Origin of the sequence: Xenophilus azovorans DSM 13620, assembly GCF_000745855.1 — a bacterium.
Lineage (GTDB): Bacteria > Pseudomonadota > Gammaproteobacteria > Burkholderiales > Burkholderiaceae_C > Xenophilus > Xenophilus azovorans.
Genome location: NZ_JQKD01000024.1, coordinates 22,813 through 46,424 on the forward strand (window position 1 = coordinate 22,813; position 23,612 = coordinate 46,424).

Below are 23,612 nucleotides of genomic sequence, written 5' to 3' on the forward strand. Positions count from 1 at the left end.
GCGGCCGCCCGCATTCTCTACGCCCTCGCCCGCGCGAAGGCCGCCGACAGCAGCAGCGCCAGCAGCGCGCCCGGCGCCACCACCTGGCCGATGGACGAGAGCGAGGGGATCGCGGAGATGGCGATCAGGGTGAAGGACACCACCGTCGTCAGATTGGCCAGCATCAGCGAGGCGAGGGTGTCCTCGTCGGCGTGGCCGGTCTCGCGCAACTGGTCGAAGAAGAGCGCGTAGTTGGAGCCCACCGCCACCACCAGCAGCAGGCCGACCAGGTGCAGGATCGACAGCGCCATGTCCATCGCGGCCATGGCGCCCAGGGTGAGCACCACCGCCGCCGCCAGCGGCAGGCACACGGCGAACAGGCGCCGGCCCGAACGCAGCCACAGGCCCAGCAGCACGACCACCGCCAGCGCGCCCAGCGCCACCTGCACGAAGGCCTCGTGCAGGTAGCGGCCGTACAGGTCGCCCAGTTCGTCGCCGACGTCGGCCACGGTCACGTCGGGCAGGCCTGACAGCGCCGCCGCCACCTTCGCGTGCGCGAACTTCGGGCCGGCATGCAGCGAGATCATCGCGGCCCAGCCGCCGCCCGGGCGCTCGAACAGCAGCGCGTTGGCGATGGGGCCGAGCGGGCTGGCGGCCACGTCCTTCAATTCCAGCGGCGGCTGCGTGCGCGCCGTCTCGACGGCGGCGACGAAAGGCGCCAGGCGTTCGGGCTTGAGAGGCACGTCCGCCAGGGCCTCGGCCAGCCGCGCGCGCAAGGCATCGGCATCGGGCAGCGACGCGAGGCGCCGCGCCTGGGCCTCGCGGCTGGGCAGGAAGCGGGAGACGGTGTCGTAGCCGGCCAGCGTGCCGTCCTCCAGCAGCGGGTCCAGCCGCTCGCCGGCGGCCTCGGCGTGGCGCAGCGCCGTCTCGACGTCGGCGCCGTAGGCCACCACCAGCGTCGCACCCTCGCTGGCGCCGATGTCGGCGCGCAGGCGCTCGTCCAGCTGCTGCGCCGCCTTGGGCACCGGGCTCATGGCGCTGAGCGTGGCGCGCCACAGGTAGCCGCCCTGCCACAGCACCAGCGCAGCCGCCGCCAGGCCCAGGGCCGCCAGCGGCCAGCGCAGGCGCGGCAGCGTGTGCACGATGGCGCCCGCCGTCTGCGCCATGAAGCGCCGCAGCCCCCGGCCGGTGGCGCCCTGCGGCGCCAGCACCGGCAGCACGAAGCGCGTGGCCAGCGCCGCCACGACGAGGCCGGCAATGGAAAACACGCCCAGTTGCGCCAGGCCCGGGAAGCCCGAGAACACCAGCGCCGCGAACCCGCACACGGAGGTGAGCAGGCCCAGCCGCACCGTCGGCCAGTGCACGTCGCGCCAGCGCCGCCAACCGGGCTCTTGTGCCCCCAGGTCCGGGCTTTGCCCGGCCCGCCCCCCGAGGGGGGCCGCGCTGCCTGGGGCGGCCCGGCGCAGCGCGTCGCCCGCAGCCTCCTGCGCCATCGCGCGGGCCTGGATCAGGTAGTAGATGGCGTAGTCCACCGTCTCGCCGATCAGCGTGCTGCCGAAGCCCATCGTCAGCCCGTGCACGTTGCCGAACACGAGGCTGACGGCGGCGGTGCCGCCGACCACGCCGGTGGCCACCGGCAGCAGCGCCAGCACCAGCGCGCGCAGCGAGGCGAAGGCCAGCAGCAGCAGGCCGCTCATCACGATGGCGCCGACCACGGCCAGGTGGATCGCCTCGGCCTTGATGCTCTCGCGGCTTTGCACCGAGAACACGGCCGTGCCGCTCATCAGCAGGCGCGGCGCCTGCGCGCCCTGCCCGCGCGCGGCCGCGGCCGCCTCGCCGAAGGCCCGCTGCACGGCGGCGATGGCCTCGGCCTGCGCGTCGAGGTCGCTGCCGGCCGCATGGGTGCTGGCCAGCATGACGGCGCGCGGCGCATCGCGCGCCGCCCACACGCCCTCCTCGCTCTTCGGCGCGGTGGCGGGGATCAGCGCCTCGGCGATGCGGGCCGATTCGCCGGTGGGGTCGCGCTCCAGCAGCGGCTTGAAGGCGTTGCCGGCCGGCGTGCCCAGCAGCGACAGCGTGTCGAGCACGGCGTCGCGCAGGCCCGCGGCGCTGAAGTGATCGGGCGTGACCGCGGGCGAGAGCTGGTAGCGGTGGTCGAAGACCCAGGTGCCGGCCTCGCGGAAGTCGCTGTGGTCGCCGTTCTGCACCTGGTCGAACAGGCCGCCGGCGCGCAGCAGCCGGCCCATCTCGCGCGACACCTTCGCGCGGTCGGCCGCGTCGGCGCCGCCCTCGATGCCGATGAACAGGGTGCGCGAGGCGATGCCGCTTTGCAGCTGCTCGATCAGCAGGCGCTGCTTGGCATCGGGGCTGGCGGGCAGGAAGGCCGACAGGTCGGCGCTGAAGTGCGAGCGCGCGATGACGCCGATGCCGGCCGCCACCAGCAGCAGCCACAGCACGAGCGCCAGCGCGCCGTGCCGCGGGCGGGCGCCGGCCTGGCTCACGGCGTGCCGCGCCCGGGCACGATGGTCATGACGGAGCGGTCGCCGCCGATGAACTCCATCTCCACGCCCAGCACCTCGCCGCCGCGGCCGCTGATGCGCAGGCTGCGCACCTGCGCAGCCAGGGCCGGGTCGATCGGGTCGAGGTCCAGCGCCCAGGCCTTCTCGTCGCCCGAGAGCTTCGTGCGGAAGTAGCGCTGCAGCTGCGGTGCGTTGCCCATCAGGGTGCCGCGCATGGCCTCGATCATGCCCATCACCTCGGGCATGCTGTCCAGCGTGGTGGTGCGGGTGCGCCCGCCGCGCTGCATCACGAGCTGGTTGCCCTCCACCGACATCGAGTCCGGCCGCGGGCTGAGGGTGCGGCGCACCAGCTTGTCGGGCGCCTCGAAGCTGAGCACGCCGGCCGACTGCAGCGGGCCGTCGACCCCGCGCACGTAGCGCTGCTCGGTGAAGCGCGCCTCGCCTTTCTGCTGCCGGGCCAGCAGCGCCATCAATTCGTCCACGCCGAAGGCCCAGGCGGGCGCGGTGCAGGCGGCCAGCAGCAGGGCCGCGGCCAGCAGGCGGCGTTCAATCCGGGGAAGCAGTCTCATCGTCCAGCCAGAAATCATGGAAGTTGAACCAGTTGCAGGGATGCGTGCGGCACAGCAGCTCCAGCCGCCGCACGTAGGCTTCGAGGGCTTCGCGGATGCGCTGTTCCCGCAGGGCCGGGTCGGCGATGCGCGCGGAGAAGTCGGCCAGCGGCTCGAACACCACCTGGTAGCGGTTGCCGCCGAGGTAGACGCCGGCCATGAACAGCACCTTGCGCCGCAGTAGCGCCGCCAGGCGGAACGGCCCGTCGCTGAAGGGCGCGGGCCGGCCCAGGAAGGGCAAGCGCACCGTGGCGCCGCGGCCGGCGTCGGCCTCCTGCGGCGGCAGCGTGCGGTCGCCCAGCATGCCGGCCATGCGGCCGGCGTCCAGCCAGTCGCGCAGCTCCAGCATGGTGCCCGGCCGGCCGAGCGCGATCACCTCGGGCTTGAAGGCCGGCAGCGCGATGGCGTCGAGCACGGCGTTGATGCGCCGCGCGTTGTCCGGGAACATGAGCATCGCCAGTCGCAGGTCCAGATCGCCCGAGCCCCGCTGGCGGCAGGCCGACAGGGCCTCGAAGCTGCCGACGTGCGCGCCGATGAGGAAGGCGCCCCGGCCGCTGCGCAGCTCGTCCTCGACCACCTCCATGCCCTCGATGCGCACGTCGAACAGGTCGAGCCGGCCGCGCAGGAAGTAGACGCGGTCCAGCACGGTGGAGGCGAAGGCGTGCAGCAGCCGGTAGCCGTCGGCCCATTGGGCGGGACGGCCGAGCGCGCAGTCGAGGTAGCGGCGGGCGTTGCGGCGCTGCACCGGCGAGAACAGCAGGAAGTACAGCGTGATCGGATGCAGCAGCCACCGCGCCGCCGGCCGGCCCAGGCGCAGCGCCACCCAGCAGATGAAGCGCAGGGCGGCGAGGTTGCTGCGCTCGGGTGCCCGGGCCCAGTCCGCGGCCGGGGCCGCGTCCTTGCCGAGCACGCTCATGACCCGGTGTCCCCCGGCAGCCAGCGCCCCGTCGCCGCCAGCGCATCGCCCATGCGCACGTCGAAGCGCACGCCGCGCGCGGCGCCCTCCTCCGGCGTCAGCTCGAACACCAGGCTCGCGCCGGGGCGCACCGGCGCCAGGAACTTCGCCGCCGCCAGCGTGGGCGTGTCGCCCAGGCGCGCGCGCAGCGCGGGCACGCCGCGCATCGCCTCCTGCAACTCGGCCAGCAGCAGCGCGCCGGGCAGCAGCGGCTGGCCGGGGAAGTGGCCGGCGAAGCAGGGGTGGTCTTCCGGCACCTCGTGCGTGAGCCGCACGGCCGCGCCGTCGACGGCGAACTGCGCCAGCGCGAACTCGCGCAGCGCGCGCACGGTGAGCTTGCCCGTGCCCTCGCGCGGCAGCGCGTCCACGTGCACCACCTTGCGCGGCAGGAAGACGGCCTCGATCCGCTCGCGCAGCGCCGCCACGATGTCCTGCGCCGGCAGCTCGGGCGCGACCACGAAGGCGACCGTGCGCACCACGCCGTCGGCCACGTCGTCGGGCAGCCAGAAGGCGCCGTCCTGCACCCCGGGGATGCTGTTGAGGTGATAGTTCAGGTGCCCGAGCGAGCTGCGCCGCCCGGCCACGTGGATCAGGTCGTTGGCGCGCCCGAGCAGGCGGAAGCGCTGCGGGTCGATCAGTTCCAGCACGTCAGCCATCGGCGTGGGCGCAGGGATGAAGTCGCCGTCGAAGACGAAGCGCTCCTGGCCGTCCTCGCCGGTGCGCGCATGGACCTCGATCGCACCGAAGGTCTCCCACACCTCGCTCACGGTGGTGCGCCGCGTGGCGACCTGGCCGGACTCGGTACTGCCGTAGATCTCGATGAGCTGCCCGCCCAGCGCCTGCTCGGCCTGCGTCGCGAGCTGGGGCGACAGCGGCGCGGTCGCCGACAGGATCAACTCGGTGGGCGGCAGCGCGATGCCGGCGTTCAGCAGCGTCTTCAGGTGGAAGGGCGTGGTCACCAGCGCGCGCGGCCGGGGCACCGAGGCCAGCGCCTGCACGATGTCGGCCGGATAGAAGGGCCGGCCGCTGTCGAAGGCCGCCCCGCCCTGCATCGCCAGCAGCACCGTCGATTCGATGCCGTAGCTGTGCTGCACCGGCACCGTGGCCACCAGGTTCAGCCCCGCGAGCGAATCGAGGCCCAGCAGGCTGCACAGCCGCGGCACGGCGGCCTCGACGTCGCCGACCAGCGTGTCCCAGCGCTTGGCATGGGGCTGGGGCACGCCGGTGGAGCCGGAAGTGAGCAGGCTCACCGCGTGCCGGGCGCCGTCGAAGCGCGGCGCCTCGGCGTCGCCGCCGTCGTCCAGGCCGGTCCATTCGACGGGCACCTGCGGCAGGCCGGGCGTGTCCATCGCGGGATGGTCGGTGAGCACGAAGGCGCCGGGATGCGTTTCGACGAGGCGCGCCAGCGTCTCGGCCCGCGCGTCGGGCGGCAGCAGGCTGGCGTGCCCGCGCAGCAGCGCAGCGCCCAGGCACACGGCGAAGGCGTAGCGCTCGCCGCACAGGTTGATGGCGGGGCCGGCCGGCGGCAGCCGCTGCGCCTGGCGCCGCACATCGGCCAGGAAGGCGCGGGCGCTGATCGCGCGCCCGCGGTGCCAGGCCAGCGGCGCATCGGGGTCGCGGCCGGCCAGCAGCGGCAGGCCGGGCGGGGATGCCGGATCGTTCATCGCGTTCATGGCGGGCGCGTGCCCGCGGAGGCCTCGTCGGCGTTGGCGTAGAAGGCGCGCACGGCGTCGATCAGCCGCGTGCGCTCGAATTCGGGATGCAGCCGGTAGCGCAGCAGGTACTCGCCGACGAACAGCACCCCCACCCCGATGGGCGTGATGAGGTTGGAATAGAGCGACCAGGCCGCAAAGGACAGGCCCGCATACACCGCCACGGACAGCACCGCCACGACCGCGAAGTACACCGTCCAGACGCGGGTGAGCGATGCGGTGTAGGCGCGGTGCCCCGGCGACAGCGGGTGGATGCGCTGCGCGAACTGCCCGATGAGCGACAGGCGCCCCGGCCGCAGCGTGCTGCCGAACCAGCCGCACAGCAGCGCATTGATGCCCACGTGCTGGAACAGGTACAGCCGCTCGGGCCCGATGGCCTCGCTGCGCAGCACCGCGACGAAGAACAGCACGCCCGCCACGAGCACCAGCGCGGCGCCGGCCCGCCCGAAGCGGGCCGCCGCCAGCCCCAGCGCCGTCAGCCACAGCGGGCCCAGCAGCACCGGCACGGCCCAGGGGGCGGCCGGGTGGAACAGCATCATCCAGTGCGACAGCAGCGCATAGGCGACGCCCGCCGCCAGGAGGAGCGCCAGGCGCCAGGCCGGCATCTCGCTGCCCTCAGGTGGTGCGGTTCTGCTCGACGTGGGCGGCCAGGCTGCGCAGCGACTCGAAGATCTGCTTGTTGCGCTCGTCGTCCGAGCGCAGCTGGAAGCCGTAGCGGCGCGAGATCTCCAGCGCGACCTCGAGGATGTCGATGGAATCCAGGCCCAGGCCGTCGCCGTACAGCGGCACCGTCGGATCGATCTCTTCCGGCGCGGTCTCCAGGTTCAGGGCGTTCACCAGCACCGCAGCCAGCTCGCTTTCGAGCGGAGACTGAGCGGAAGATGCAGAAGAGGCGTTAGCGGACACTCGTTGACTCCGGAGCGTTGAGGAAATTCACACGTGAACGGGAAATTATAGAAGTCGGGCTTGGATAGACTGCCCGCATCTGACCCTCCGGAGCCCACCATGGCAGACCCCTTGCTGCTCGCACGCCGCGACTCGACCGAGTGCTTCCTCCTTCCCGGCCTGGCCAACCGGCACGGCCTGATCACCGGCGCCACCGGCACCGGCAAGACCGTCTCCCTGCAGACGCTGGCCGAGCAACTTTCGGGCATCGGCGTGCCGGTGTTCATGGCCGACGTCAAGGGCGACCTCACCGGCATCAGCCAGGCCGGCAGCATCGGCGGCAAGATGGCCGCCACGCTGAAGGAGCGCGGCATCGAGCTGCCCGCGCCCGTCGCCTGCCCCGTGACGCTGTGGGACGTGTTCGGCGAGCAGGGCCACCCGGTGCGCGCCACCGTCTCCGACATGGGCCCGCTGCTGCTGGGCCGCATGCTCGACCTGAACGAGACCCAGGCCGGCGTGCTCAACCTGGTGTTCAAGATCGCCGACGACAACGGCCTGCTGCTGCTGGACCTGAAGGACCTGCGCGCCATGCTGCAGTACGTGGGCGACAACGCCAAGCAGTTCACCACCGGGTACGGCAACATCAGCGCGGCCAGCATCGGCGCCATCCAGCGCGGCCTGCTGGCCATCGAGACGCAGGGCGGCGACAAGTTCTTCGGCGAGCCGATGCTGAACATCCAGGACTTCATGCAGACGGCGAACGGCCGCGGCGTGGTCAACATCCTGACGGCCGACAAGCTGATGAACTCGCCGCGCCTGTACGCGACCTTCCTGCTGTGGATGCTGTCGGAGCTGTTCGAGCAGCTGCCCGAGATCGGCGACCCCGACAAGCCCAAGCTGGTCTTCTTCTTCGACGAGGCGCACCTGCTGTTCGACGACGCGCCCAAGGCGCTGGTCGAGCGCATCGAGTTGGTGGTGCGGCTGGTGCGCTCCAAGGGCGTGGGCGTGTACTTCGTGACGCAGAACCCGCTGGACATCCCCGACTCGGTGCTGGCGCAGCTGGGCAACCGCGTGCAGCACGCGCTGCGCGCCTTCACGCCGCGCGACCAGAAGGCGGTGAAGGCCACCGCCACCACCATGCGCCAGAACCCGGGGCTGGACATCGAGAAGGCCATCACCGAGCTGGCCGTGGGCGAGGCGCTGGTGAGCCTGCTCGACGAGAAAGGCCGGCCCGGCGTGACCGAGCGCGTGTACGTCATCCCGCCCGGCAGCCAGATCGGGCCCATCACGCCCGAGCAGCGCCAGAAGCTGCTCGCCGGCTCCCTGGTGGCCGGGGTCTACGACAAGGCGGTGGACCGCGAATCGGCCTACGAGAAGCTCAAGGGCCGCGCCGGCAGCGCACCCGACGCGCCCAATGCCCCCGCGGCCGGCGGCGCCGCCAAGGCCGGCACGGCGCAGGAGGAAGGCAGCTTCCTCAACGACCTGCTGTTCGGCACCACCGGCCCGCGCGGCGGCAAGAAGGACGGCCTGGTGCAGACCATGGCCAAGTCGGCCGTGCGCACCATGGGCACCAACGTGGGCCGGGAGATCCTGCGCGGCGTGCTGGGCGGCATCTTCGGCGCGAAGAAGCGCTGAACCGCTGCTGTTCAGGCGAGCGCCGTGCGGCGGCTGCGGAAATCGATCGCTTCCTTCTCGATGTCGAAGTCGTAGAGCGATTTGCGAAGCTGCGCGGAATTGGCGATCTCGCGGTCGCGCTGCGCCAGGTCCTTGTACTTGGAGTCGTAGCGCAGGCCGTTCTTCCGGGCTTCGGCCTGCACGAACGAGGCGCGCGGGCGACGGAGCGCTTCGTAGTCCTTCAGTGCCTCTTCGGCCGCCTCGCTGCCGCCGCAGGCCTGCAGCAGCACCGCGAGCGCGGTGCCATCCTCGACGGCCTGGTTCGCACCCTGGCCCAGGTGGGGGAGCATCGGGTGCGCCGCATCGCCGAGCAGCGCCAGCCGTCCATTCACCCACCGGCCGAGCGGCTGGCGGTCGTAGAGGCCCCACCAGAAGCAGGTCTCGACCTTGTCCAGCAGCTCGGTGACGCGCGGATCCCAGCCGGCGAACGAGGCCGCCAGTTCGTCCCGGTCGCCGATCGCGGACCAGGACTCCACCGTTTCGTTGTCCGTGGGAACGAAGCCGACGTAGTTCAGCAGCTCTCCGCGGCGCACGGGAAACACCATGAAGTGCTTGCCGTCGCCCATCCACACCTGGTGCGCCTCGCGCCGCCACTGGGGCAGCCTGTCGGCTGAAATCAGGCCCCGGTAGGCGCGAAAGCCCGAGTATTCGGGCGCCGAGGGCTCCACCACGTGCTTCTGCAGGACGGAGTTGATCCCGTCGGCCGCGATCACGACGTCGGCATGGGCCACGTGGCCGTTGGCGAAGCTCAGGTGCGCGCCCTGCTCGTCCTGCGTGAACCCGGTGCATCGATGGCCGGTGTGGATCGCGGCGGACGGCACGGCCTCGGCCAGCACCTGCAGCAGATCGGCGCGGTGCATGCCGTACATGCCGTTCCAGCCGCTCGAATCGGCGGTCAGGATCTTGCCGACCACCGAGCCGTCCATGCGGTAGTACTCGGACCCCGGGCCGACCTTGGCGCCGACACCGGCCAGCGCTGCGCCCAGCCCCATCCGCTCGAGCTGCCGCAGGCTGTTGGGGTAGATGAAAACGCCCGCGCCGACTTCTCCCAGGGCGCTGGCCTGCTCGTACACGGCAACGTCGATGCCGCGGTGCAGCAAGGCGTTGGCGGCGGCCAAGCCGCCGATGCCGCCGCCCACGATGGCGACGTGAATACGGTCTGACATGAATTGCTCTTTCGATGGATCAGGATTTGATTTTTTCGGAACCCAGCAAATCCTTGACGGCCTGGTATTCCCTGGAAATTTCTTCGGCCAATTGATTTGCCGGCGCCCATTCCTGCACGATGCCCATGGGCTGGAGCTGCGCGGCAATGGCCGGGTTGCGCACCGTCTCTTCCAGCGCGGGGAGTACCTTGTCCAGCACGTTCCCGGGAATATCCGCGGGCATGAAAAACCCGAACCACACCCCCTGGATATCGTGCTTGTAGCCCAATTGCCGCAGCGTCGGGACATCCGGGAATTCCGGGAATTTCGACGAGATGGCCAGGCCGTGCAGCGTACCGCTGCGCATGTGCGCGCTCACGGCGCCCAGCGCCAGGATGATGGCGTCGATGTGCCCGCCGATCAGGTCGGTCACGGCCGGTGCCGCACCCTTGTAGTTCACCGAGGTCATCTCGGTGCCCGTGGCCGCGCTCACCAGCCGCACGCTGATGTCGCCCGCGGACCCCGGCCCCGCGTTGCCGATGCGGATGGCGTTGGGCTGCTTGCGCGCCTGCTCCACCAGCTCCTTGAAGTTCCTGAACGGCGCATCCTTGCGCGCCACCAGGATGGAGGGGCTCCGGGTCGCCAGCGCCAGGGGCGTCAGGTCCTTCAGCGGGTCGTAGGCAGCCGTCGCAGGGTCGATCACGCGCCGGATCGTCAACGGGCTGTTCTGCGCATAGAGCAGGGTGTAGCCGTCCTTGGGCGAGCGGATGACCGATTGGGTGCCCAGCGACCCGCCGGCCCCCGGGCGGTTCGACACCGTGACGGCCACGCCCAGCAATTTCCCCAATTCGTTACCCATCAGGCGGGCCGCGGTATCGGCGGCGTCGCCCGAGGCGAGCGGCGTGACCAGATTGATGGGCATGCGCGGATATTCACTGTCATTGGCGCGCACGACGAGCGGCGTGGCCAGCAGGCCGGCAAAACCCAGGATTTTTCGTCTCTTGATCATTTCTGAAATTCCGATGACGCGAATTCTTCAAAGCGTTGATATCCGGCAAATTCTCGAGAGGGGTGCCGATTGACGCAAGACAATGTTTCGCATTGCGCAAGAAACGGCTGCCCGCGCCGTAGCCGCGGCCTTCGATAATCGATCGATGCCCGACGAGCACCGAGCGCATTCCCGAGATTTCGTCGCCTCGCTGGACAAGGGGCTGAAGGTCCTGCTGTGCTTCGACCGCAAGCACCCCCGGCTGAACCTCTCCGAGGTCGCGCGCCTAACGGGCTACTCCCCGGCCACGGCACGCCGGCTGCTCATGACGCTGCAGGCGCTCGACTACCTGCATGGCGACGGCAAGCACTTCTGGGTGGCGCCCCGCACCCTGCTGCTCGCGCGGCCCTACCTGACGTCGCGCCCCGCCGCCCAGCTCGCGCAGCCCGTTCTCGACCTGCTGGCCGAACGCACGCGCCAGTCGGCATCCCTGGGGATCCTCCTCGACAAGGACGTGCTGATCATCGCCCGCTCCACCGGGCGGCGAACGCTGTCGACCGGCCTGGGCATCGGATCGCGGCTGCCGGCCTATTGCTCGTCGCTGGGCCGGGCCCTGCTCTCCACGCTGCCCATGGAGGACGTCACGAACTACCTGGCGAGCACGGCGCTGGAGCCATGGACGCCGAAGACCACCCGGACCATCGCGGCCGTGACGGCGCATGTGACCCGCTGCCGCATCACGGGCTGGGCGGAATGCAACGAAGAGCTGGAACTGGGCGTCCGCTCGATCGCGGTGCCCGTCCACAACACCGCGGGCGAGGCCGTCGCCGCGGTGAGCCTGTCGGTGCGGGCGGAGCGGATGACGATGCAGGCGTTCGAGGAAACGCATCTCGGCGCCATCCGGGAGGCAGGCAGGCGACTCGGCGCGACCGTCCCCTTCGATTGAGACGGCCTGGGTCTCTCACCAGCGCAGCAGCCGCGGCCCGATGAGCGCGCCGATCACAACCGGCAGCGCGATGCCCAGCACGTACCAGACCGCCAGGAAGGGCGCCGTCAGCTCGGGGCAATGCAGGGCATAGACGGCGGCGCCGGCGCCGCCCGCCAGCGCGCCCGCCGCGGCGCCGGCGGCCGCGGGCCGGGTCGGCGCCAGCGTGCGCAGCGCCGCCAGGACGGCCACGAACACCGGCAGCGCCATCAGCCCGATGCTCCACACACAGGTGCGCCAGGTCTGCCCCATCAGCGCCGGCATGCGCGCCTCGTCGGGCATGCGCCACCAGCCGACGGCCGCCAGCACCCAGACCGCCAGCACCGGCAGCGCCGCGCCCAGCCAGGCCCGCCGCACGCGCACGCCGGGGTGCGCCAGGCGCTGCACCATCACGTAGCCGGCGATGCCGATGCAGGCCGGGAACAGCAGCTTCACCCAGAACATGGGCCAGAGCATCGCCTGCACCAGGTCGCGGCGGACGCCGTAGTCCACCAGCATGATGGCCGCGGCCGCCGGCAGGCCCAGGGCCAGCGCCAGCCCGAGTCGCCGGCTCGCGGCGCGCCGCGGCGCGGGCGCGACCTGCGCCGCCAGCAGGTCGGCAAGATCGTCGGTCTTCATGCTTTGCTCCCCCCGCTGCGCATCTTTGCCGCCAGCGCCTTCAGGCCGCGGTGGATGCCCACCTTGACGGCCGATTCCGACATGCCGGTGAGCTTCGCCGTCTCGGCCACCGACAGCCCCTCCAGCTTCACGTGCACGATCGGCAGGCGGTGCCGGTCGGGCAGTTGCGCGAGGAGCGCCTGCACATCGCGCCGCGCGTCGCTGGCCTCCGTGGCCGATTCGGCGAACACCGCCGTCTCGTCGTCCAGCGGATCGTGCAGCGCCTCGCGCGCCGACTTGGCGCGCAGCAGGTCGATCACCTTGTAGCGCGCGATCGCATGCACCCAGGCCGTGAGCGGCTGGTCGCGCTGGTAGGTGTGGCGCTGGTTGTGCATGGCGAGCAGGCATTCCTGGACGAGGTCTTCCACTTCATCGGGCCACCCGAACAGCCGCCGCGCGACGAAGGCCCGCAGATGGCCCGACAGCCGCTGCAGGAAGCGCCGGTACGCCTCGCCGTCGCCGTCGAGGCCGCGCACGAACAGCGCGTGCAGCTCGGCCTCGACCTCGGCCGCACGGAAAGGCGTTGTTCTCGTTGTTCGTTCCATGGGTCCGGGCGGTTACAGCCGCCGCCGGAATGAATTTCTGCGCGGATTGTGCACGGCGCTGTAACCGCCGCATCGCGCCGGCAGAACTCAGGACGACCGCGCCGGCCGGCAGGTTCTTTCCGCTCAACCTTTCAACGTTTCAAGGAGTCCACTCATGACGAACCGCACTTTGACCACCGCCACCGCCCTCGCCTTCGCCGCCCTGGCCAGCGGCGTCGCCCTCGCGCAGGAGAACAAGCCCACGGCCGACAACATGGCGAAGATGGAGAAGTGCTACGGCGTGGCGATGGCCGGCAAGAACGACTGCGCCGCCGGCCCCGGCACCACCTGCGCCGGCACCTCGAAGACGGACTACCAGGGCAACGCCTGGAAGAACGTGCCCGCCGGCACCTGCACCAGCATCAAGACGCCCAAGGGCATGGGCTCGCTCATGCCCCTGAAGTCGTAAAGACCGCCCCCAGCCTGCGCGGACTGCGTTCCGCTCCGGCAACCCCCTGCAAGGGGGCACACCCAGCGGCCCGGCCAAGCCGGTTCCGCGGGTGTCCCCGCATGGCCTGCTCCGCGGCCTTTCGAGTGGCATCGCGGGGCGCGAAGACACCATCCGCGACCTGGATCGAGGCATCTCATGAAAATCATCGGCGCTCCGATATCCGTCGGCCTGGGCCTCAAGCCCGAACACTTCGACGCGGCGCTCGCGGCGCGCGCGCCCGGCCTCTGGTTCGAGGTGCACCCGGAGAACTACATGGTGGACGGCGGCCCCCGGCTCGCCTGGCTGGAAGCGATGCGCGCGCGGCATCCGCTGTCGCTGCACGGCGTCTCGCTCTCGCTCGCCGGCGAGGAGGAGCCCGATGCCGGGCACCTGCGCCGGCTGGCCGCGCTGGTGCGCCGCTTCGAGCCGGCGCTGGTGTCGGAGCACCTGGCCTGGTCGCGCGCCGGCGGGCGCTACCTGCCCGACCTGCTGCCCGCCCCGCGCAGCGACGCGCTGCTGCATCGGCTGGCGGACCGCCTCGACGCCGTGCAGAACGCGCTGGGCCGGCAGGTGGCGATCGAGAACCCGTCGCACTACCTGCGCCTGCCGCACGCATGGGACGAGGCCGGCTTCCTGCGCGAGCTGGCGCGGCGCAGCGGCTGCGCCCTGCTGCTGGACATCAACAACGTCCATGTGTCCGCGCGCAACCTCGGCTTCGACGCCGGGGACTATCTCGACCGCTTTCCCGCGCAGGCGGTGGCGGAAATCCATCTCGCCGGCCACACGCCGGACCCGGTCCATGGCGAAGCGCTGCTCGTCGACTCGCACGATGCGCCGGTGGCCGAGGCCGTGTGGGCGCTGTACCGCCGCTTCGTCGAGCGGGCTGGGCCAAGGCCGACGCTGATCGAGCGCGACGACAGGCTGCCGCCCTTCGGCGAACTGATGGCCGAGCGCGATCGCGCGGCCTCGATCGCGGCCCAGGCCGCAGCGGTGCCCGCATGAACACCGGCACCTTCGAGCGCGACTTCCTCGCCGCCCTGTGGGCCGATGCGCCGGAGCAGCATGCGCTTGCCGCGCAGCCCGGCTTCGCCATCTACCGCAACACCGTGCGCAAGGGCTGCATCGACGCGCTGGAAGCGAACTTCCCCGCGGTCGTGCGGCTGGTCGGGCGCGACTGGTTCCGCGCCGCGGCCGCCCGCCATGCGAGCGCCACGCCGCCCGACGATGCGCGCCTGGTGCACTACGGCAGGGCGTTCCCGACCTTCCTCGCGGGCTTCGCGCCGGCCGCCGGCCTGCCCTGGCTGCCGGCCGTGGCGATGCTGGACCGGCTGTGGACCGAATCGCATGCGGCGGCCGACGCGCCCGTGCTCCAGCCGGCCGCGCTGGCCCGCATCGCGCCCGAGGACCTGCAGGCGCTGCGCCTGCCGCCGCACCCGGCCGCGCGCTGGCACTGGTTCGACGGCGCGCCCATCCACGGCATCTGGTCGGCCAACCGCAGCGGCGACGCGCAGGCCCTGGCCGCCCTGCCCGACCTGCCGTGGCGAGGCGAAGGCACCCTGCTGCTGCGGCCGACGCAGGCCGTGACCTGGCAGCCGCTCGACGCCGCCGGCTGCGGCTTCCTGGACGCCTGCCGGCGCGGCGCCACGCTGGGCGATGCCGCGGTGGACGTGCTCGCCCGCCATCCCGCTGCCGACGTTGCCGCCCTCCTCGCCCAGTTGCTGCAGGCAGGCGCCTTCACCACCCCCAACCCGCACGCCACGCCATGACGAACGCCGCCCACACCGCCCCCGCCGGCCCCTGGGGCCATCTGACCGCCCGCCTCGGCGCCCTGCTCCCGCACGACCTGCTCGCGCTGGTCGACCGCATCGCCATCGCCGCCATCTTCTGGCGCTCCGGCCGCACCAAGGTCGACGGCTGGCTGCACGTCAGCGATGGCGCGGTCGAGCTGTTCCGCAGCGAGTACCGGCTGCCCCTGGTGCCGCCGGAGATCGCCGCCCACCTGGCGGCCTACGCAGAGCACCTCTTCCCGCTGCTGCTGGTGCTCGGCCTGTTCACGCGCCTGTCCGCGCTCGCGCTGCTGGGCATGACGCTGGTGATCCAGGTCTTCGTCTATCCGGATGCGTGGCCCACGCACCTGTCGTGGGCCGGCCTGCTGCTGTACCTCGCCGGGCGCGGCGGCGGGCGGCTGTCGCTCGACCGGCTCTGGCGCATTCCCTGACGCGCGGGCGGGCCGGTCCCGCCTTCCTTGCAAGCTGGCACGGTGCTCGCTACATTGCATTTTTTGAGGGCCTGCCATGTCCGTCGACAGCACAACGAGCGCATCCACCTCCCCTGTCACACCCGTCCTCCCCGCTTCTTCCGATCCAATCTCCAGCCCCTCGCGCCACATCCGCCTGACATCGCACAGCGGCGGGCTGGGCGCCCTCCCCCTGCGCTGGGGCGCACCCACCGCCGCCGAGCGCGGGCCCATCGTCGGCACCACCACCCGGCGCGCGCACCGCAACGTGATCGGCACGCACAGCGGCAGCTACAGCGTGTACCGCGCGCTGGCGGTGGCGGCCGGCGCCCTCAAGCGCGAGCACAAGGCCGACCTGACCAACACCGCGCCCACGGACGTCATCGGCCCCTACCCGCAATGGAGCGAACCGGGCCGGATCGTCTCGCTCGACCCGTGGGGCGCCGTGGTGTCCGAGGTCTTCGCGGCCGAGCTGGCCGCCGGCTACGACATCCGCCCGACCATCGCCGTGACCAAGGCGCACGTGATCCTGCCCGAGGTGATCGACGCGCTGCACAAGGGCCGCCTGAAGGCCGACGGCAAGTTCCTCACGCCCGGCGGCGCGGCGGTCGTCACCAAGGTCGCGTTGGAGCCCGTGTGGTGGCTGCCCGGCGTGGCGCAGCGCTTCGGCTGCTCCGAGACCGACCTGCGCCGCGTGCTGTTCGAGGAAACCGGCGGCATGTACCCGGAGCTGGTCACGCGCTCCGACCTGGAGGTGTTCCTGCCGCCCATCGGCGGGCAGACGCTCTACATCTTCGGCCAGCCGCGCGACCTGGCCGACCCGTCGGTGGAACTCACCGCCCGCATCCACGACGAGTGCAACGGCTCCGACGTCTTCGGCTCCGACATCTGCACCTGCCGCCCCTACCTCACGCACGCCATCGAGGAATGCATCGCCGGTGCGCAGCGCGGCGGCGTCGGCCTGGTCGCCTACTCGCGCAAGGAAGGCCGGGCGCTGGGCGAGGTGACGAAATTCCTCGTCTACAACGCGCGCAAGCGCCAGCTCGGCGGCGACACGGCCGACCAGTACTTCGCCCGCACCGAATGCGTGGCCGGCGTGCAGGACATGCGCTTCCAGGAGCTGATGCCCGACGTCTTCCACTGGCTGGGCATCCGGAAGATCCACCGCCTCGTCTCGATGAGCAACATGAAGTACGACGCCATCACCGGCGCCGGCATCGAGGTGGGCGAGCGCATCAACATCCCCGACGAACTGATCCCGGCCGACGCACGGGTGGAGATCGACGCCAAGATGGCCGCGGGCTACTTCACGCCCGGCGCGGTGCCCGATGCCGAGGAACTGCGCAAGGCCAAGGGCCGGGGGCTGAACGAATGACCAAGGACAACTACGGGCTCGACCCCGATCAGCCCACCCGCAACGCGGCCGTGCGCGGCGCCGGCGCGGACGGCCAGGTCGATCCGGCGCTGGAGTTCGTGCCCGACGCCGACGACCCCGTGGCGGCGGCCGACTACCTGCGCACCACCGATGCCATCCGCAGCCGCGCGGCGGCGCTGCTCGCCCGCGCACGCCGCGGCGAGTCGCAGTGGTTCATCGTCGGCAATCACGACCGGCTGGAAGATGCGGCGCGCGAAGTGTCCGAGACCACGCACAACCGCTATGCCTGGGGGCCCATCCCGTACCACAGCCGGTGGCGCCACTTCGAGGCCGGCGGCGTCGATCGCGTGGCCGAGCTCAACCGCCTGCTCGAAGGCGCCGCGCCCCGCGAACGGGTCAAGGCGCACATCGACCTGGTGGTGGTGAGCGTGCTGCTCGACGCCGGGGCCGGCCCCGACTGGCACTACACCGAGAGCGCCAGCGGGCAGCGCCTTACGCGCTCCGAGGGCCTGGCCGTCGCCAGCTTCCACGCCTTCACCGGCGGGCTGTTCTCGTCCGACCCCGACCGGCCGCTGCAGGCGGACGCCGCCGGCCTGAAGGCCCTGGTCGGCGACCGGCTGGGCGAGGCCTTCCAGGTGCACGACGCCAATCCGCTGGTCGGCCTGGCCGGCCGCGTCACGCTGCTGCGGCGGCTGGGCGAGGTGATGGCCGAGCAGCCGGAGGTGTTCGGCACCGAGGTGCAGCGGCCCGGCGGGCTGTTCGACATGCTGGTCGCCCCCGAGGGCGCGGCCATTCCCCCCACCGCCGACATCCAGGCCGACGACATCCTGGCGCAGGTGCTGGCCTCGCTCTCGTCGATCTGGCCCTCCGGCAACCGGGTCGACAGCATCGCGGCCGACGGCAGCGACCTGCTGCCCGGCCCCGGCGACCCGGCGCTGGCGCTGGGCGACTGCTGGCGCCACAGCGCAGTGCGGGGCCCGGGCCTGACCAACGGCTGGATGCCCTTCCACAAGCTCTCGCAGTGGCTCACCTACTCGCTGATCGAGCCCTTCGAGTGGGCCGGCGTGCAGGTGCTGGGCGTCGGCAGGCTCACGGCCCTGCCCGAATACCGCAACGGCGGCCTGCTGCTCGACACCGGCGTGCTGGCGCCCCGCGACCCGGCCCTGCTGGAGCGCACCTGGAAGGTGAGCGACGAGTTCATCGTCGAATGGCGCGCGCTGACCGTGGCGCTGCTGGACGAACTGGCGCCGCTGGTGCGCAAGAACCTGCGGCGCGACGAGGCCGACATGCCGCTGGCCTGCGTGCTCGAGGGCGGCACCTGGGCCGCGGGCCGCGCCCTGGCGCAGCGCCTGCGCGGCGGCGCCCCACCCCTGCGGATCGCCAGCGACGGGACGGTGTTCTGATGTCACCCCCAGTCTTCGCGCACTTCGTGTCGCTTCGCCAACCCCCTTCAGGGGGCACACGCAGCGGCCCGGCAAAGCCGGTTCCGCGCGTGTTCCCGAACGGCCCGCTCCGCGGCCATCTGTTTTTTCCAGTTGTCTGTTGAATACAAGAACCATGCGCAACGTCCACCTCATCGACCACCCCCTCGTGCAGCACAAGCTGACGCTGATGCGCCGCAAGGACGCCTCCACCAACAGCTTCCGGCGGCTGCTCAACGAGCTGTCCACCCTGATGGCCTACGAGGTCACGCGCGACGTGCCCATGCAGGAGATCGAGATCGAGACGCCGCTGGAGACCACCACCGGCAAGGTCATCGACGGCAAGAAGCTGGTGTTCGTCTCCATCCTGCGCGCGGGCACCGGCATCCTCGACGGCATGCTCAGCGTGGTGCCGGGCGCGCGCGTGGGCCACATCGGCCTGTACCGCGACCCGAAGACGCTGACGGCCGTGGAGTACTACTTCAAGATGCCCGGCGACATGCACGAGCGCGACGTGGTGGTGGTCGACCCGATGCTGGCCACCGGCAACTCGGCCGCCGCCGCGGTGGAACGGCTCAAGGAGCTGAACCCGAAGTCCATCAAGTTCGTGTGCCTGCTCACCTGCCCCGAGGGCATCAGGACGATGCAGGACGCGCACCCCGACGTGCCGATCTACACCGCCGCCATCGACCGGCAGCTCAACGACCACGGCTACATCCTGCCCGGCCTGGGCGACGCGGGCGACCGGATCTTCGGCACCAAGTAGCGCAGGCGCGGGCCGCGGCTCTCAAGAAAACGCCGGGCCGCCCCAAGTTTTCTTGCCCCCCGCGGGGGGCGGGCTGGGCGCAGCCCGGCCCTGGGGGCACTCAATCGGGCAGCCGCATGCCGGTGGCGTCTGCCAGCGCCTGCAGCGTCCACCCGCGCCCCAGCAGCAGCATGCGGGTGTGCAGCGCGCCCAGCGTCTCGGGCGACACCTGCGTGCCCAGCCAGGCGAGGCGCTTGTCGCGCAGGTCGACGTGATGCAGCGGGTAGTGCCGCGCCAGCCTGCCCCACAGCGCATGCGCCGCCGGCGACTGGCGCGCGCCGGTGATCAGGCACAGCCCCGCCTCCAGCCCCCAGCGGTAGATCGCCGTGGCCAGGCCGCGGCGCCGGTAGGCCGGGGCGTACTGCGAGTGCGGCGCACGCAGGTAGCGGTCGGCGCGCCGGTCCAGCTCGATCAGGCGGTTGAACACGGTGGTGCCGGCCAGCCGCCCGCGCCGCATGTCCTCCACGTACAGGTAGAACTCGCCGTCGGCCTCGCGGTGATGGATCACGAAGCGCGGGTCGTCCATCGGCACGCTGGCGATGCCGTGCAGCGCATCGCCGGGGCGCTTGAGCCGCCGATGCAGCACCTCCAGTTCGCGGTCGATGCGCTCCTCGCCGCGGCCGACGTCGATGCGCAGTTCCGTCATGCCCCACCCCGCCCACCACGGGCGCGGGGCCATCGCCAGGGCCATCGCGGCACCTCCTTGCCTTGGACAAAGCGCGCGATCCTAGCCACGGGCCCATTCCGCACGCTTTAAGTGCGGATTGGGCCCGGTCCGCACTACCATCACCGCCAGGAGAGCGCCGCCATGCCCATGTTCGTCGACACCTCGCCGCCCGGCCAATGCATCTTCTGCCGCCTGGTCGCAGGGCAGATCCCCGCCGCCAAGGTGCACGAGGACGCGCTGACCGTGGCCTTCATGGACATCGGCCAGGTCAATCCCGGCCATGTGCTGGTGGCCACGCGCCGCCACGGCGCCACGCTGCTGGACATCACGCCCGAGGAGGCGGCCGCCGTGATGCAGACGGCGCAGCGCGTGGCGCGCGCGGTGCAGGCGGTGTTCGATCCGCCCGGCCTGACCCTGCTGCAGGCCAACGGCCGCGAGGGCGACCAGACGGTCTTCCACTTCCACATGCACGTGGTGCCGCGCCATGCCGGCGACGGCATCGCGCTGAGCTGGCCGCGCAAGGAGCCGCCGGCCGAGGTGCTGCAGGGCTACGCCGAGCGGCTGCGCGCGGCGCTGGCCTGACGGGACGCCCGGCCGCATCGCGCCATGCTCGATCTGCTCGTCACCCGCGCCACCCTGCCCGACGGGCGCACGGACATGTCCATCGCCGTGCAGGACGGCCGCATCGTCGACGTCGCCGAAGGCTTTTCGGCGCCCGCGCACCAGACGCTGGACGCACAGGGCCTGCTCGTGTCGCCCCCGTTCTGCGACCCGCACTTCCACATGGACGCGACGCTCAGCCACGGCCTGCCGCGCGTCAACCGCAGCGGCACGCTGCTCGAAGGCATCGCGCTGTGGGCGAGCTCAAGCCGCTGCTGACGGCCGAGGCGCTGATCGAGCGGGCCCTGGCGTACTGCGACTGGGCGGTGGCCAAAGGCCTGCTGGCCATCCGATCGCACGTGGACACCAGCGACCCGCGCCTGCTGGCCGTCGACGCGCTGCTCGAGGTCCAGCGCCGCGTCGCGCCGTACCTCGACCTGCAGCTCGTCGCCTTCCCGCAGGATGGCGTGCTGCGCGCGCCCGGAGGCGTGGAGAACCTCAAGCGCGCGCTGGACAAGGGCGTGCACGTGGTCGGCGGCATCCCGCACTTCGAGCGCACCATGGCCGAGGGCGCCGAGAGCGTGCGCATCCTGTGCGAGATCGCGGCCGGGCGCGGCCTGCCGGTGGACATGCACTGCGACGAGTCGGACGACCCGCTGTCGCGCCACATCGAGACGCTGGCCTTCGAGGCGCAGCGGCTGGGCCTGCAAGGCCGCGTCACCGGCTCGCACTGCACCTCCATGCACAGCATGGACAACTACTACGCAAGCAAGCTGCTGCCGCTGATCGCCGAGAGCGGCGTGTCGGTGATCGCCAACCCGCTCATCAACATCACGCTGCAGGGCCGCCACGACAGCTACCCGAAGCGGCGCGGCATGACGCGCGTGCCGGAGCTGATGGACAGCGGCGTGAACGTCGCCTTCGGCCACGACTGCGTGATGGACCCGTGGTACGGCCTCGGCTCGGGCGACATGCTGGAAGTGGCGCACATGGGCGTGCACGTGGCGCAGATGACCAGCCAGGCCGGCATCCGGCAGTGCTTCGAGGCCGTGACGACGAACGCCGCGAAGCTGATGCACCTGCAGGGCTACGGCCTGGCGCCCGGCTGCGATGCGAGCTTCGTGCTGCTGCAGGCGCGCGATCCGGTGGAGGCCATCCGCCTGCGCGCCGCGCGGCTGAAGGTGTTCCGCCGCGGCAGGCTGCTGGCCGAGACGCCGCCGGCCACCGGCGCGCTGCACCTCGACGGCCGGCCCGCGCAGGTGGACTTCATGCCGGCGCGCGCCGGCAGCCACTGAAGACGGGGCCGCGTCAGCCGCGGCGCGCCGGCCCCACCCTCGCATGGGCCGCCAGCAGCCGCTTGCGCTGCACGAAGGCCCGGCCGATGCGCTCGCGCAGGCGCTCCATCGCCTCCGAGAAGTAGGCGCTGCGGCGCCAGAACAGGCCGAGCTGCAGCGTCCACACCGGTGCCGGCGCCGGCAGCGCCGCCAGCCCCTGCCCGCCCACGGCGGCCAGCGAGTCGTCGGTCATCACGGTCAGCATGGGCGTGCGCCGCACGAGCTGCGCGAAGACCGCGGGCGTGGCGTCGGTGTAGACGAAGGCGGGCACAGCGCCGATGCCGGCCTCGGCGAACATGGCGTCGACCCAGGTGCGCAGCGCGATGTTGGGCGGCGGCAGCGCCCAGGGCTGGGCCGCCAGGTCCTGCACCGTGAAGCGGCGCCGGAACAGGGCGTGCCCGCGCCGCGCCACCACCTGCGAGCGCTGCGCGCCCAGCGCCATGCAGGACAGGCCGGGCATGGGCCGATCCGGATGGATCGCGGCGATGGCGAAGTCCAGCTCGCCGCCCTCCAGTTGGCGCAGCAGCATGTCGCTGAGTTGCACGCTGACGTGGAAGCGCATGCCCCGTCCCTCGTCCAGCAGCTCGGCCAGCACCGGCGTCAGCACCGACTCGACCAGCGCCGGCACCACGCCGATGCGCAGCTCGCCCGCCGCGCCGTGCTTGAGGTCGCCCAGCAGGGCCTGCGTGTCGTTCACCCACTGGCCCAGCGCCAGGCCCTGTTTCAGCAGCGCCTGCCCCATGAAGGTGGGCGCCACGCCGCGCGGCGTGCGCTCCAGCAGCCGCGCGCCGATCTCGGCCTCCAGCCGCCGCACGGCCTTGGTCAGCGCCGGCTGCGTCACGCCCAGCGCGTCGGCGGCGCGGTGCAGGCTCGTCATCTCGACCGCCTTGCAGAACCACTGCACGTCCTTGATCTGCATCTGAGGGAGAAAGAAGAAGAAGAAGAAGGGAGGCCGGCGCGGCGGCGATTCCAGTTGGTTATCGCAAAAGCCCATGATAGGCATGGCCGTACGCGCGGCGCCTCCTCACAATCCCGGGCACATCCAGGAGACGAAGAGAGATGATCGAAGCCCGCACACCCCTGCGGCGCCGGCTCGGGCGCATGGCCATCGGCCTGGCCCTGGCCTGCAGCGCCGCCGCTGCCTTCGCCCAGCAGGGCTACCCTTCGCGGCCGATCCGCGTGGTGGTGCCCTACCCGCCGGGCGGCAACACCGACATCATCGCGCGCGACGTGATGAAGGAACTGTCGGCGCGGCTGGGCCAGCCGGTGGTGATCGACAACAAGCCCGGCGCCAACAGCATCCTCGGCACCGACATCGTCGCCAAGGCGTCCGCGGACGGCTATACGCTGGGCGTGGTCATCGGCGCCTACGCCAACAACGGCGCGCTGTACCGCAACCTGCCCTACCGCGCGGGCGACCTGGTGCCCGTCTCGCAACTGACCCGCACCTCGCTGGTGCTGGTGACCGCGCGCCCCGGGACGGCCTCGCTCGCCGACTTGGTCCATGCTGCCGGCGACCCGGCGGCGCCGCTGAGCTTCGCCAGCAGCGGCGTCGGCTCCGCCGCCCACCTGCTGGGCGAGCGCACGGCACGCGCGACGGGCATGAAGGCCGTGCTGCACGTGCCGTACAAGGGCACGGCCGATGCGGCCGCGGACCTGGTGAGCGGGCGGGTCGGCTTCATGTTCGACGCCATCTCCGCCATGGGGCCGCAGATCCAGGCGGGCAAACTCAAGGCGCTGGCGGTGACCGGCCAGGACCGCTCGCCGCTGCTGCCGGACGTGCCCAGCATGAAGGAGCTCGGCCACCCCGAGCTGGTGGCCTATGCTTGGGCCGGCGTGCTCGCGCCGGCGCACACGCCGCCGGCCATCGTCGAGCGGCTGGCAGGCGAGCTGTCCGCCGTGCTGAAGGACCCAGCCCTGCGCGCCAAGCTCGCCGCCATCAGCACCGAGGCGGTGGGCAGCACGCCGGCCGGATTCGCACGCTTCCTGGCCGAGGAGCAGAAGGTCAACGTCGACCTGATCCGCACCCTCGGGATCTCGCTGGACTGAGCCG

At 71.9% G+C, this 23,612-nt stretch carries 23 protein-coding genes and 1 pseudogene; 12 read left to right on the forward strand and 12 right to left on the reverse strand.

All coding sequences use genetic code 11. The annotated features are described in order from the left end of the window. Positions 1–17: 17 nt before the first annotated feature. The 6 genes from Q392_RS14620 to Q392_RS14645 are packed head-to-tail and all read right to left on the reverse strand — an operon-like array spanning position 18 to position 6,679. Positions 18–2,480 carry an MMPL family transporter gene (locus Q392_RS14620; protein WP_038208994.1) on the reverse strand — a complete coding sequence of 821 codons (2,463 nt, stop codon included), beginning with the start codon at positions 2,478–2,480 and terminating at the stop codon, positions 18–20. Continuing rightward, positions 2,477–3,067, reverse strand: coding sequence for an outer membrane lipoprotein carrier protein LolA (locus Q392_RS14625; protein ID WP_245610719.1), 591 nt, complete (start codon positions 3,065–3,067; stop codon positions 2,477–2,479). The genes Q392_RS14620 and Q392_RS14625 overlap by 4 nt, the downstream gene beginning before the upstream one ends. Beyond that, positions 3,045–4,022, reverse strand: a complete 978-nt coding sequence (locus tag Q392_RS14630; RefSeq protein ID WP_038208999.1) for a lysophospholipid acyltransferase family protein — start codon at positions 4,020–4,022, stop codon at positions 3,045–3,047. Before Q392_RS14630 ends, Q392_RS14625 begins: the two co-directional genes overlap by 23 nt. After that, on the reverse strand, positions 4,019–5,734 hold the full coding sequence (locus Q392_RS14635; RefSeq protein WP_245610720.1) for an ApeI family dehydratase: 1,716 nt from the start codon (positions 5,732–5,734) through the stop codon (positions 4,019–4,021). The genes Q392_RS14630 and Q392_RS14635 overlap by 4 nt, the downstream gene beginning before the upstream one ends. Further along, positions 5,731–6,378: a COG4648 family protein gene (locus Q392_RS14640; RefSeq protein WP_038209005.1), complete on the reverse strand. Its 648-nt coding sequence runs from the start codon at positions 6,376–6,378 to the stop codon at positions 5,731–5,733. Before Q392_RS14640 ends, Q392_RS14635 begins: the two co-directional genes overlap by 4 nt. A 10-nt stretch (positions 6,379–6,388) precedes the next feature. Then, the gene (locus Q392_RS14645) at positions 6,389–6,679 is read right to left on the reverse strand and encodes a phosphopantetheine-binding protein (RefSeq protein ID WP_038209010.1); all 291 of its coding nucleotides are present in this window, start codon (positions 6,677–6,679) and stop codon (positions 6,389–6,391) included. 99 nt (positions 6,680–6,778) lie between these two features. On the opposite strand from Q392_RS14645, the gene Q392_RS14650 reads away from it, so the two are divergent. Further along, complete coding sequence (locus tag Q392_RS14650) at positions 6,779–8,293, forward strand: helicase HerA-like domain-containing protein (protein WP_038209013.1); 1,515 nt, start codon at positions 6,779–6,781, stop codon at positions 8,291–8,293. A gap of 11 nt (positions 8,294–8,304) precedes the next feature. On the opposite strand, the gene Q392_RS14655 is transcribed toward Q392_RS14650, so the two are convergent. Together Q392_RS14655 and Q392_RS14660 are read right to left on the reverse strand one after the other, a co-directional pair. Then, a complete protein-coding gene (locus Q392_RS14655; RefSeq protein ID WP_038209026.1) occupies positions 8,305–9,498 on the reverse strand; it encodes an FAD-dependent monooxygenase in 1,194 nt (397 codons plus the stop codon). Positions 9,499–9,517: 19 nt separating this feature from the next. Next, positions 9,518–10,486, reverse strand: coding sequence for a Bug family tripartite tricarboxylate transporter substrate binding protein (locus Q392_RS14660; protein WP_038209029.1), 969 nt, complete (start codon positions 10,484–10,486; stop codon positions 9,518–9,520). 145 nt (positions 10,487–10,631) lie between these two features. On the opposite strand from Q392_RS14660, the gene Q392_RS14665 reads away from it, so the two are divergent. Next, the gene (locus Q392_RS14665) at positions 10,632–11,411 is read left to right on the forward strand and encodes an IclR family transcriptional regulator domain-containing protein (RefSeq protein ID WP_038209032.1); all 780 of its coding nucleotides are present in this window, start codon (positions 10,632–10,634) and stop codon (positions 11,409–11,411) included. 15 nt (positions 11,412–11,426) lie between these two features. On the opposite strand, the gene Q392_RS14670 is transcribed toward Q392_RS14665, so the two are convergent. Both Q392_RS14670 and Q392_RS14675 read right to left on the reverse strand, forming a co-directional pair. After that, on the reverse strand, positions 11,427–12,068 hold the full coding sequence (locus Q392_RS14670) for an NrsF family protein (protein ID WP_038209034.1): 642 nt from the start codon (positions 12,066–12,068) through the stop codon (positions 11,427–11,429). After that, positions 12,065–12,652: a sigma-70 family RNA polymerase sigma factor gene (locus tag Q392_RS14675; protein WP_038209036.1), complete on the reverse strand. Its 588-nt coding sequence runs from the start codon at positions 12,650–12,652 to the stop codon at positions 12,065–12,067. The genes Q392_RS14670 and Q392_RS14675 overlap by 4 nt, the downstream gene beginning before the upstream one ends. Before the next feature lie 154 nt (positions 12,653–12,806). Here Q392_RS14675 and Q392_RS14680 point away from each other — a divergent pair, with 154 nt between their 5' ends. The 7 genes from Q392_RS14680 to upp all read left to right on the forward strand — a co-directional run bounded on the left by Q392_RS14680 (position 12,807) and on the right by upp (position 18,919). After that, on the forward strand, positions 12,807–13,100 hold the full coding sequence (locus Q392_RS14680) for a BufA1 family periplasmic bufferin-type metallophore (protein WP_038209050.1): 294 nt from the start codon (positions 12,807–12,809) through the stop codon (positions 13,098–13,100). Positions 13,101–13,277: 177 nt separating this feature from the next. After that, the gene (bufB, locus tag Q392_RS14685; protein WP_038209066.1) at positions 13,278–14,123 is read left to right on the forward strand and encodes an MNIO family bufferin maturase; all 846 of its coding nucleotides are present in this window, start codon (positions 13,278–13,280) and stop codon (positions 14,121–14,123) included. Continuing rightward, the gene (locus tag Q392_RS14690) at positions 14,120–14,887 is read left to right on the forward strand and encodes an HvfC/BufC N-terminal domain-containing protein (RefSeq protein ID WP_038209069.1); all 768 of its coding nucleotides are present in this window, start codon (positions 14,120–14,122) and stop codon (positions 14,885–14,887) included. The genes bufB and Q392_RS14690 overlap by 4 nt, the downstream gene beginning before the upstream one ends. Then, the gene (locus tag Q392_RS14695) at positions 14,884–15,339 is read left to right on the forward strand and encodes a DoxX family protein (protein ID WP_038209071.1); all 456 of its coding nucleotides are present in this window, start codon (positions 14,884–14,886) and stop codon (positions 15,337–15,339) included. Before Q392_RS14690 ends, Q392_RS14695 begins: the two co-directional genes overlap by 4 nt. A 76-nt stretch (positions 15,340–15,415) precedes the next feature. Continuing rightward, positions 15,416–16,732, forward strand: a complete 1,317-nt coding sequence (locus Q392_RS14700) for a GTP cyclohydrolase II (RefSeq protein ID WP_038209079.1) — start codon at positions 15,416–15,418, stop codon at positions 16,730–16,732. Then, positions 16,729–18,135, forward strand: coding sequence for a URC4/urg3 family protein (locus tag Q392_RS14705; protein ID WP_084217075.1), 1,407 nt, complete (start codon positions 16,729–16,731; stop codon positions 18,133–18,135). The genes Q392_RS14700 and Q392_RS14705 overlap by 4 nt, the downstream gene beginning before the upstream one ends. A gap of 154 nt (positions 18,136–18,289) precedes the next feature. Further along, complete coding sequence (upp, locus tag Q392_RS14710) at positions 18,290–18,919, forward strand: uracil phosphoribosyltransferase (RefSeq protein ID WP_038209082.1); 630 nt, start codon at positions 18,290–18,292, stop codon at positions 18,917–18,919. A gap of 100 nt (positions 18,920–19,019) precedes the next feature. Here upp and Q392_RS14715 read toward each other — a convergent pair whose 3' ends face one another. After that, positions 19,020–19,649, reverse strand: coding sequence for a hypothetical protein (locus Q392_RS14715; protein WP_038209085.1), 630 nt, complete (start codon positions 19,647–19,649; stop codon positions 19,020–19,022). Between the two features lie 117 nt (positions 19,650–19,766). Here Q392_RS14715 and Q392_RS14720 point away from each other — a divergent pair, with 117 nt between their 5' ends. Together Q392_RS14720 and Q392_RS14725 are read left to right on the forward strand one after the other, a co-directional pair. Next, a complete protein-coding gene (locus tag Q392_RS14720; RefSeq protein WP_038209088.1) occupies positions 19,767–20,207 on the forward strand; it encodes an HIT family protein in 441 nt (146 codons plus the stop codon). A gap of 201 nt (positions 20,208–20,408) precedes the next feature. Beyond that, positions 20,409–21,520, forward strand: a pseudogene (locus tag Q392_RS14725) (amidohydrolase family protein). A gap of 13 nt (positions 21,521–21,533) precedes the next feature. On the opposite strand, the gene Q392_RS14730 reads toward Q392_RS14725, so the two are convergent. Continuing rightward, positions 21,534–22,553 (reverse strand): LysR family transcriptional regulator, encoded by a 1,020-nt coding sequence (locus Q392_RS14730; RefSeq protein ID WP_038209091.1) that lies wholly within the window; start codon positions 22,551–22,553, stop codon positions 21,534–21,536. A 65-nt stretch (positions 22,554–22,618) separates the two neighbouring features. On the opposite strand from Q392_RS14730, the gene Q392_RS14735 reads away from it, so the two are divergent. After that, positions 22,619–23,608: a Bug family tripartite tricarboxylate transporter substrate binding protein gene (locus Q392_RS14735; RefSeq protein WP_051953496.1), complete on the forward strand. Its 990-nt coding sequence runs from the start codon at positions 22,619–22,621 to the stop codon at positions 23,606–23,608. Positions 23,609–23,612: the final 4 nt, after the last annotated feature.

Bases quoted from the DNA above. Each gene is read 5' to 3' on its own strand.
- Q392_RS14735 (WP_051953496.1), top strand. From the start codon at position 22,619: ATGATCGAAGCCCGCACACCCCTGCGGCGCCGGCTCGGGCGCATGGCC.
- Q392_RS14700 (WP_038209079.1), top strand. From the start codon at position 15,416: ATGTCCGTCGACAGCACAACGAGCGCATCCACCTCCCCTGTCACACCC.
- Q392_RS14640 (WP_038209005.1), bottom strand. From the start codon at position 6,378: ATGCCGGCCTGGCGCCTGGCGCTCCTCCTGGCGGCGGGCGTCGCCTAT.
- Q392_RS14675 (WP_038209036.1), bottom strand. From the start codon at position 12,652: ATGGAACGAACAACGAGAACAACGCCTTTCCGTGCGGCCGAGGTCGAG.
- upp (WP_038209082.1), top strand. From the start codon at position 18,290: ATGCGCAACGTCCACCTCATCGACCACCCCCTCGTGCAGCACAAGCTG.
- Q392_RS14680 (WP_038209050.1), top strand. From the start codon at position 12,807: ATGACGAACCGCACTTTGACCACCGCCACCGCCCTCGCCTTCGCCGCC.
- Q392_RS14665 (WP_038209032.1), top strand. From the start codon at position 10,632: ATGCCCGACGAGCACCGAGCGCATTCCCGAGATTTCGTCGCCTCGCTG.
- Q392_RS14660 (WP_038209029.1), bottom strand. From the start codon at position 10,486: ATGATCAAGAGACGAAAAATCCTGGGTTTTGCCGGCCTGCTGGCCACG.
- Q392_RS14695 (WP_038209071.1), top strand. From the start codon at position 14,884: ATGACGAACGCCGCCCACACCGCCCCCGCCGGCCCCTGGGGCCATCTG.
- bufB (WP_038209066.1), top strand. From the start codon at position 13,278: ATGAAAATCATCGGCGCTCCGATATCCGTCGGCCTGGGCCTCAAGCCC.
- Q392_RS14705 (WP_084217075.1), top strand. From the start codon at position 16,729: ATGACCAAGGACAACTACGGGCTCGACCCCGATCAGCCCACCCGCAAC.
- Q392_RS14730 (WP_038209091.1), bottom strand. From the start codon at position 22,553: ATGGGCTTTTGCGATAACCAACTGGAATCGCCGCCGCGCCGGCCTCCC.
- Q392_RS14630 (WP_038208999.1), bottom strand. From the start codon at position 4,022: ATGAGCGTGCTCGGCAAGGACGCGGCCCCGGCCGCGGACTGGGCCCGG.
- Q392_RS14655 (WP_038209026.1), bottom strand. From the start codon at position 9,498: ATGTCAGACCGTATTCACGTCGCCATCGTGGGCGGCGGCATCGGCGGC.
- Q392_RS14690 (WP_038209069.1), top strand. From the start codon at position 14,120: ATGAACACCGGCACCTTCGAGCGCGACTTCCTCGCCGCCCTGTGGGCC.
- Q392_RS14650 (WP_038209013.1), top strand. From the start codon at position 6,779: ATGGCAGACCCCTTGCTGCTCGCACGCCGCGACTCGACCGAGTGCTTC.
- Q392_RS14625 (WP_245610719.1), bottom strand. From the start codon at position 3,067: ATGAGACTGCTTCCCCGGATTGAACGCCGCCTGCTGGCCGCGGCCCTG.
- Q392_RS14635 (WP_245610720.1), bottom strand. From the start codon at position 5,734: ATGAACGCGATGAACGATCCGGCATCCCCGCCCGGCCTGCCGCTGCTG.
- Q392_RS14720 (WP_038209088.1), top strand. From the start codon at position 19,767: ATGCCCATGTTCGTCGACACCTCGCCGCCCGGCCAATGCATCTTCTGC.
- Q392_RS14670 (WP_038209034.1), bottom strand. From the start codon at position 12,068: ATGAAGACCGACGATCTTGCCGACCTGCTGGCGGCGCAGGTCGCGCCC.
- Q392_RS14715 (WP_038209085.1), bottom strand. From the start codon at position 19,649: ATGGCCCTGGCGATGGCCCCGCGCCCGTGGTGGGCGGGGTGGGGCATG.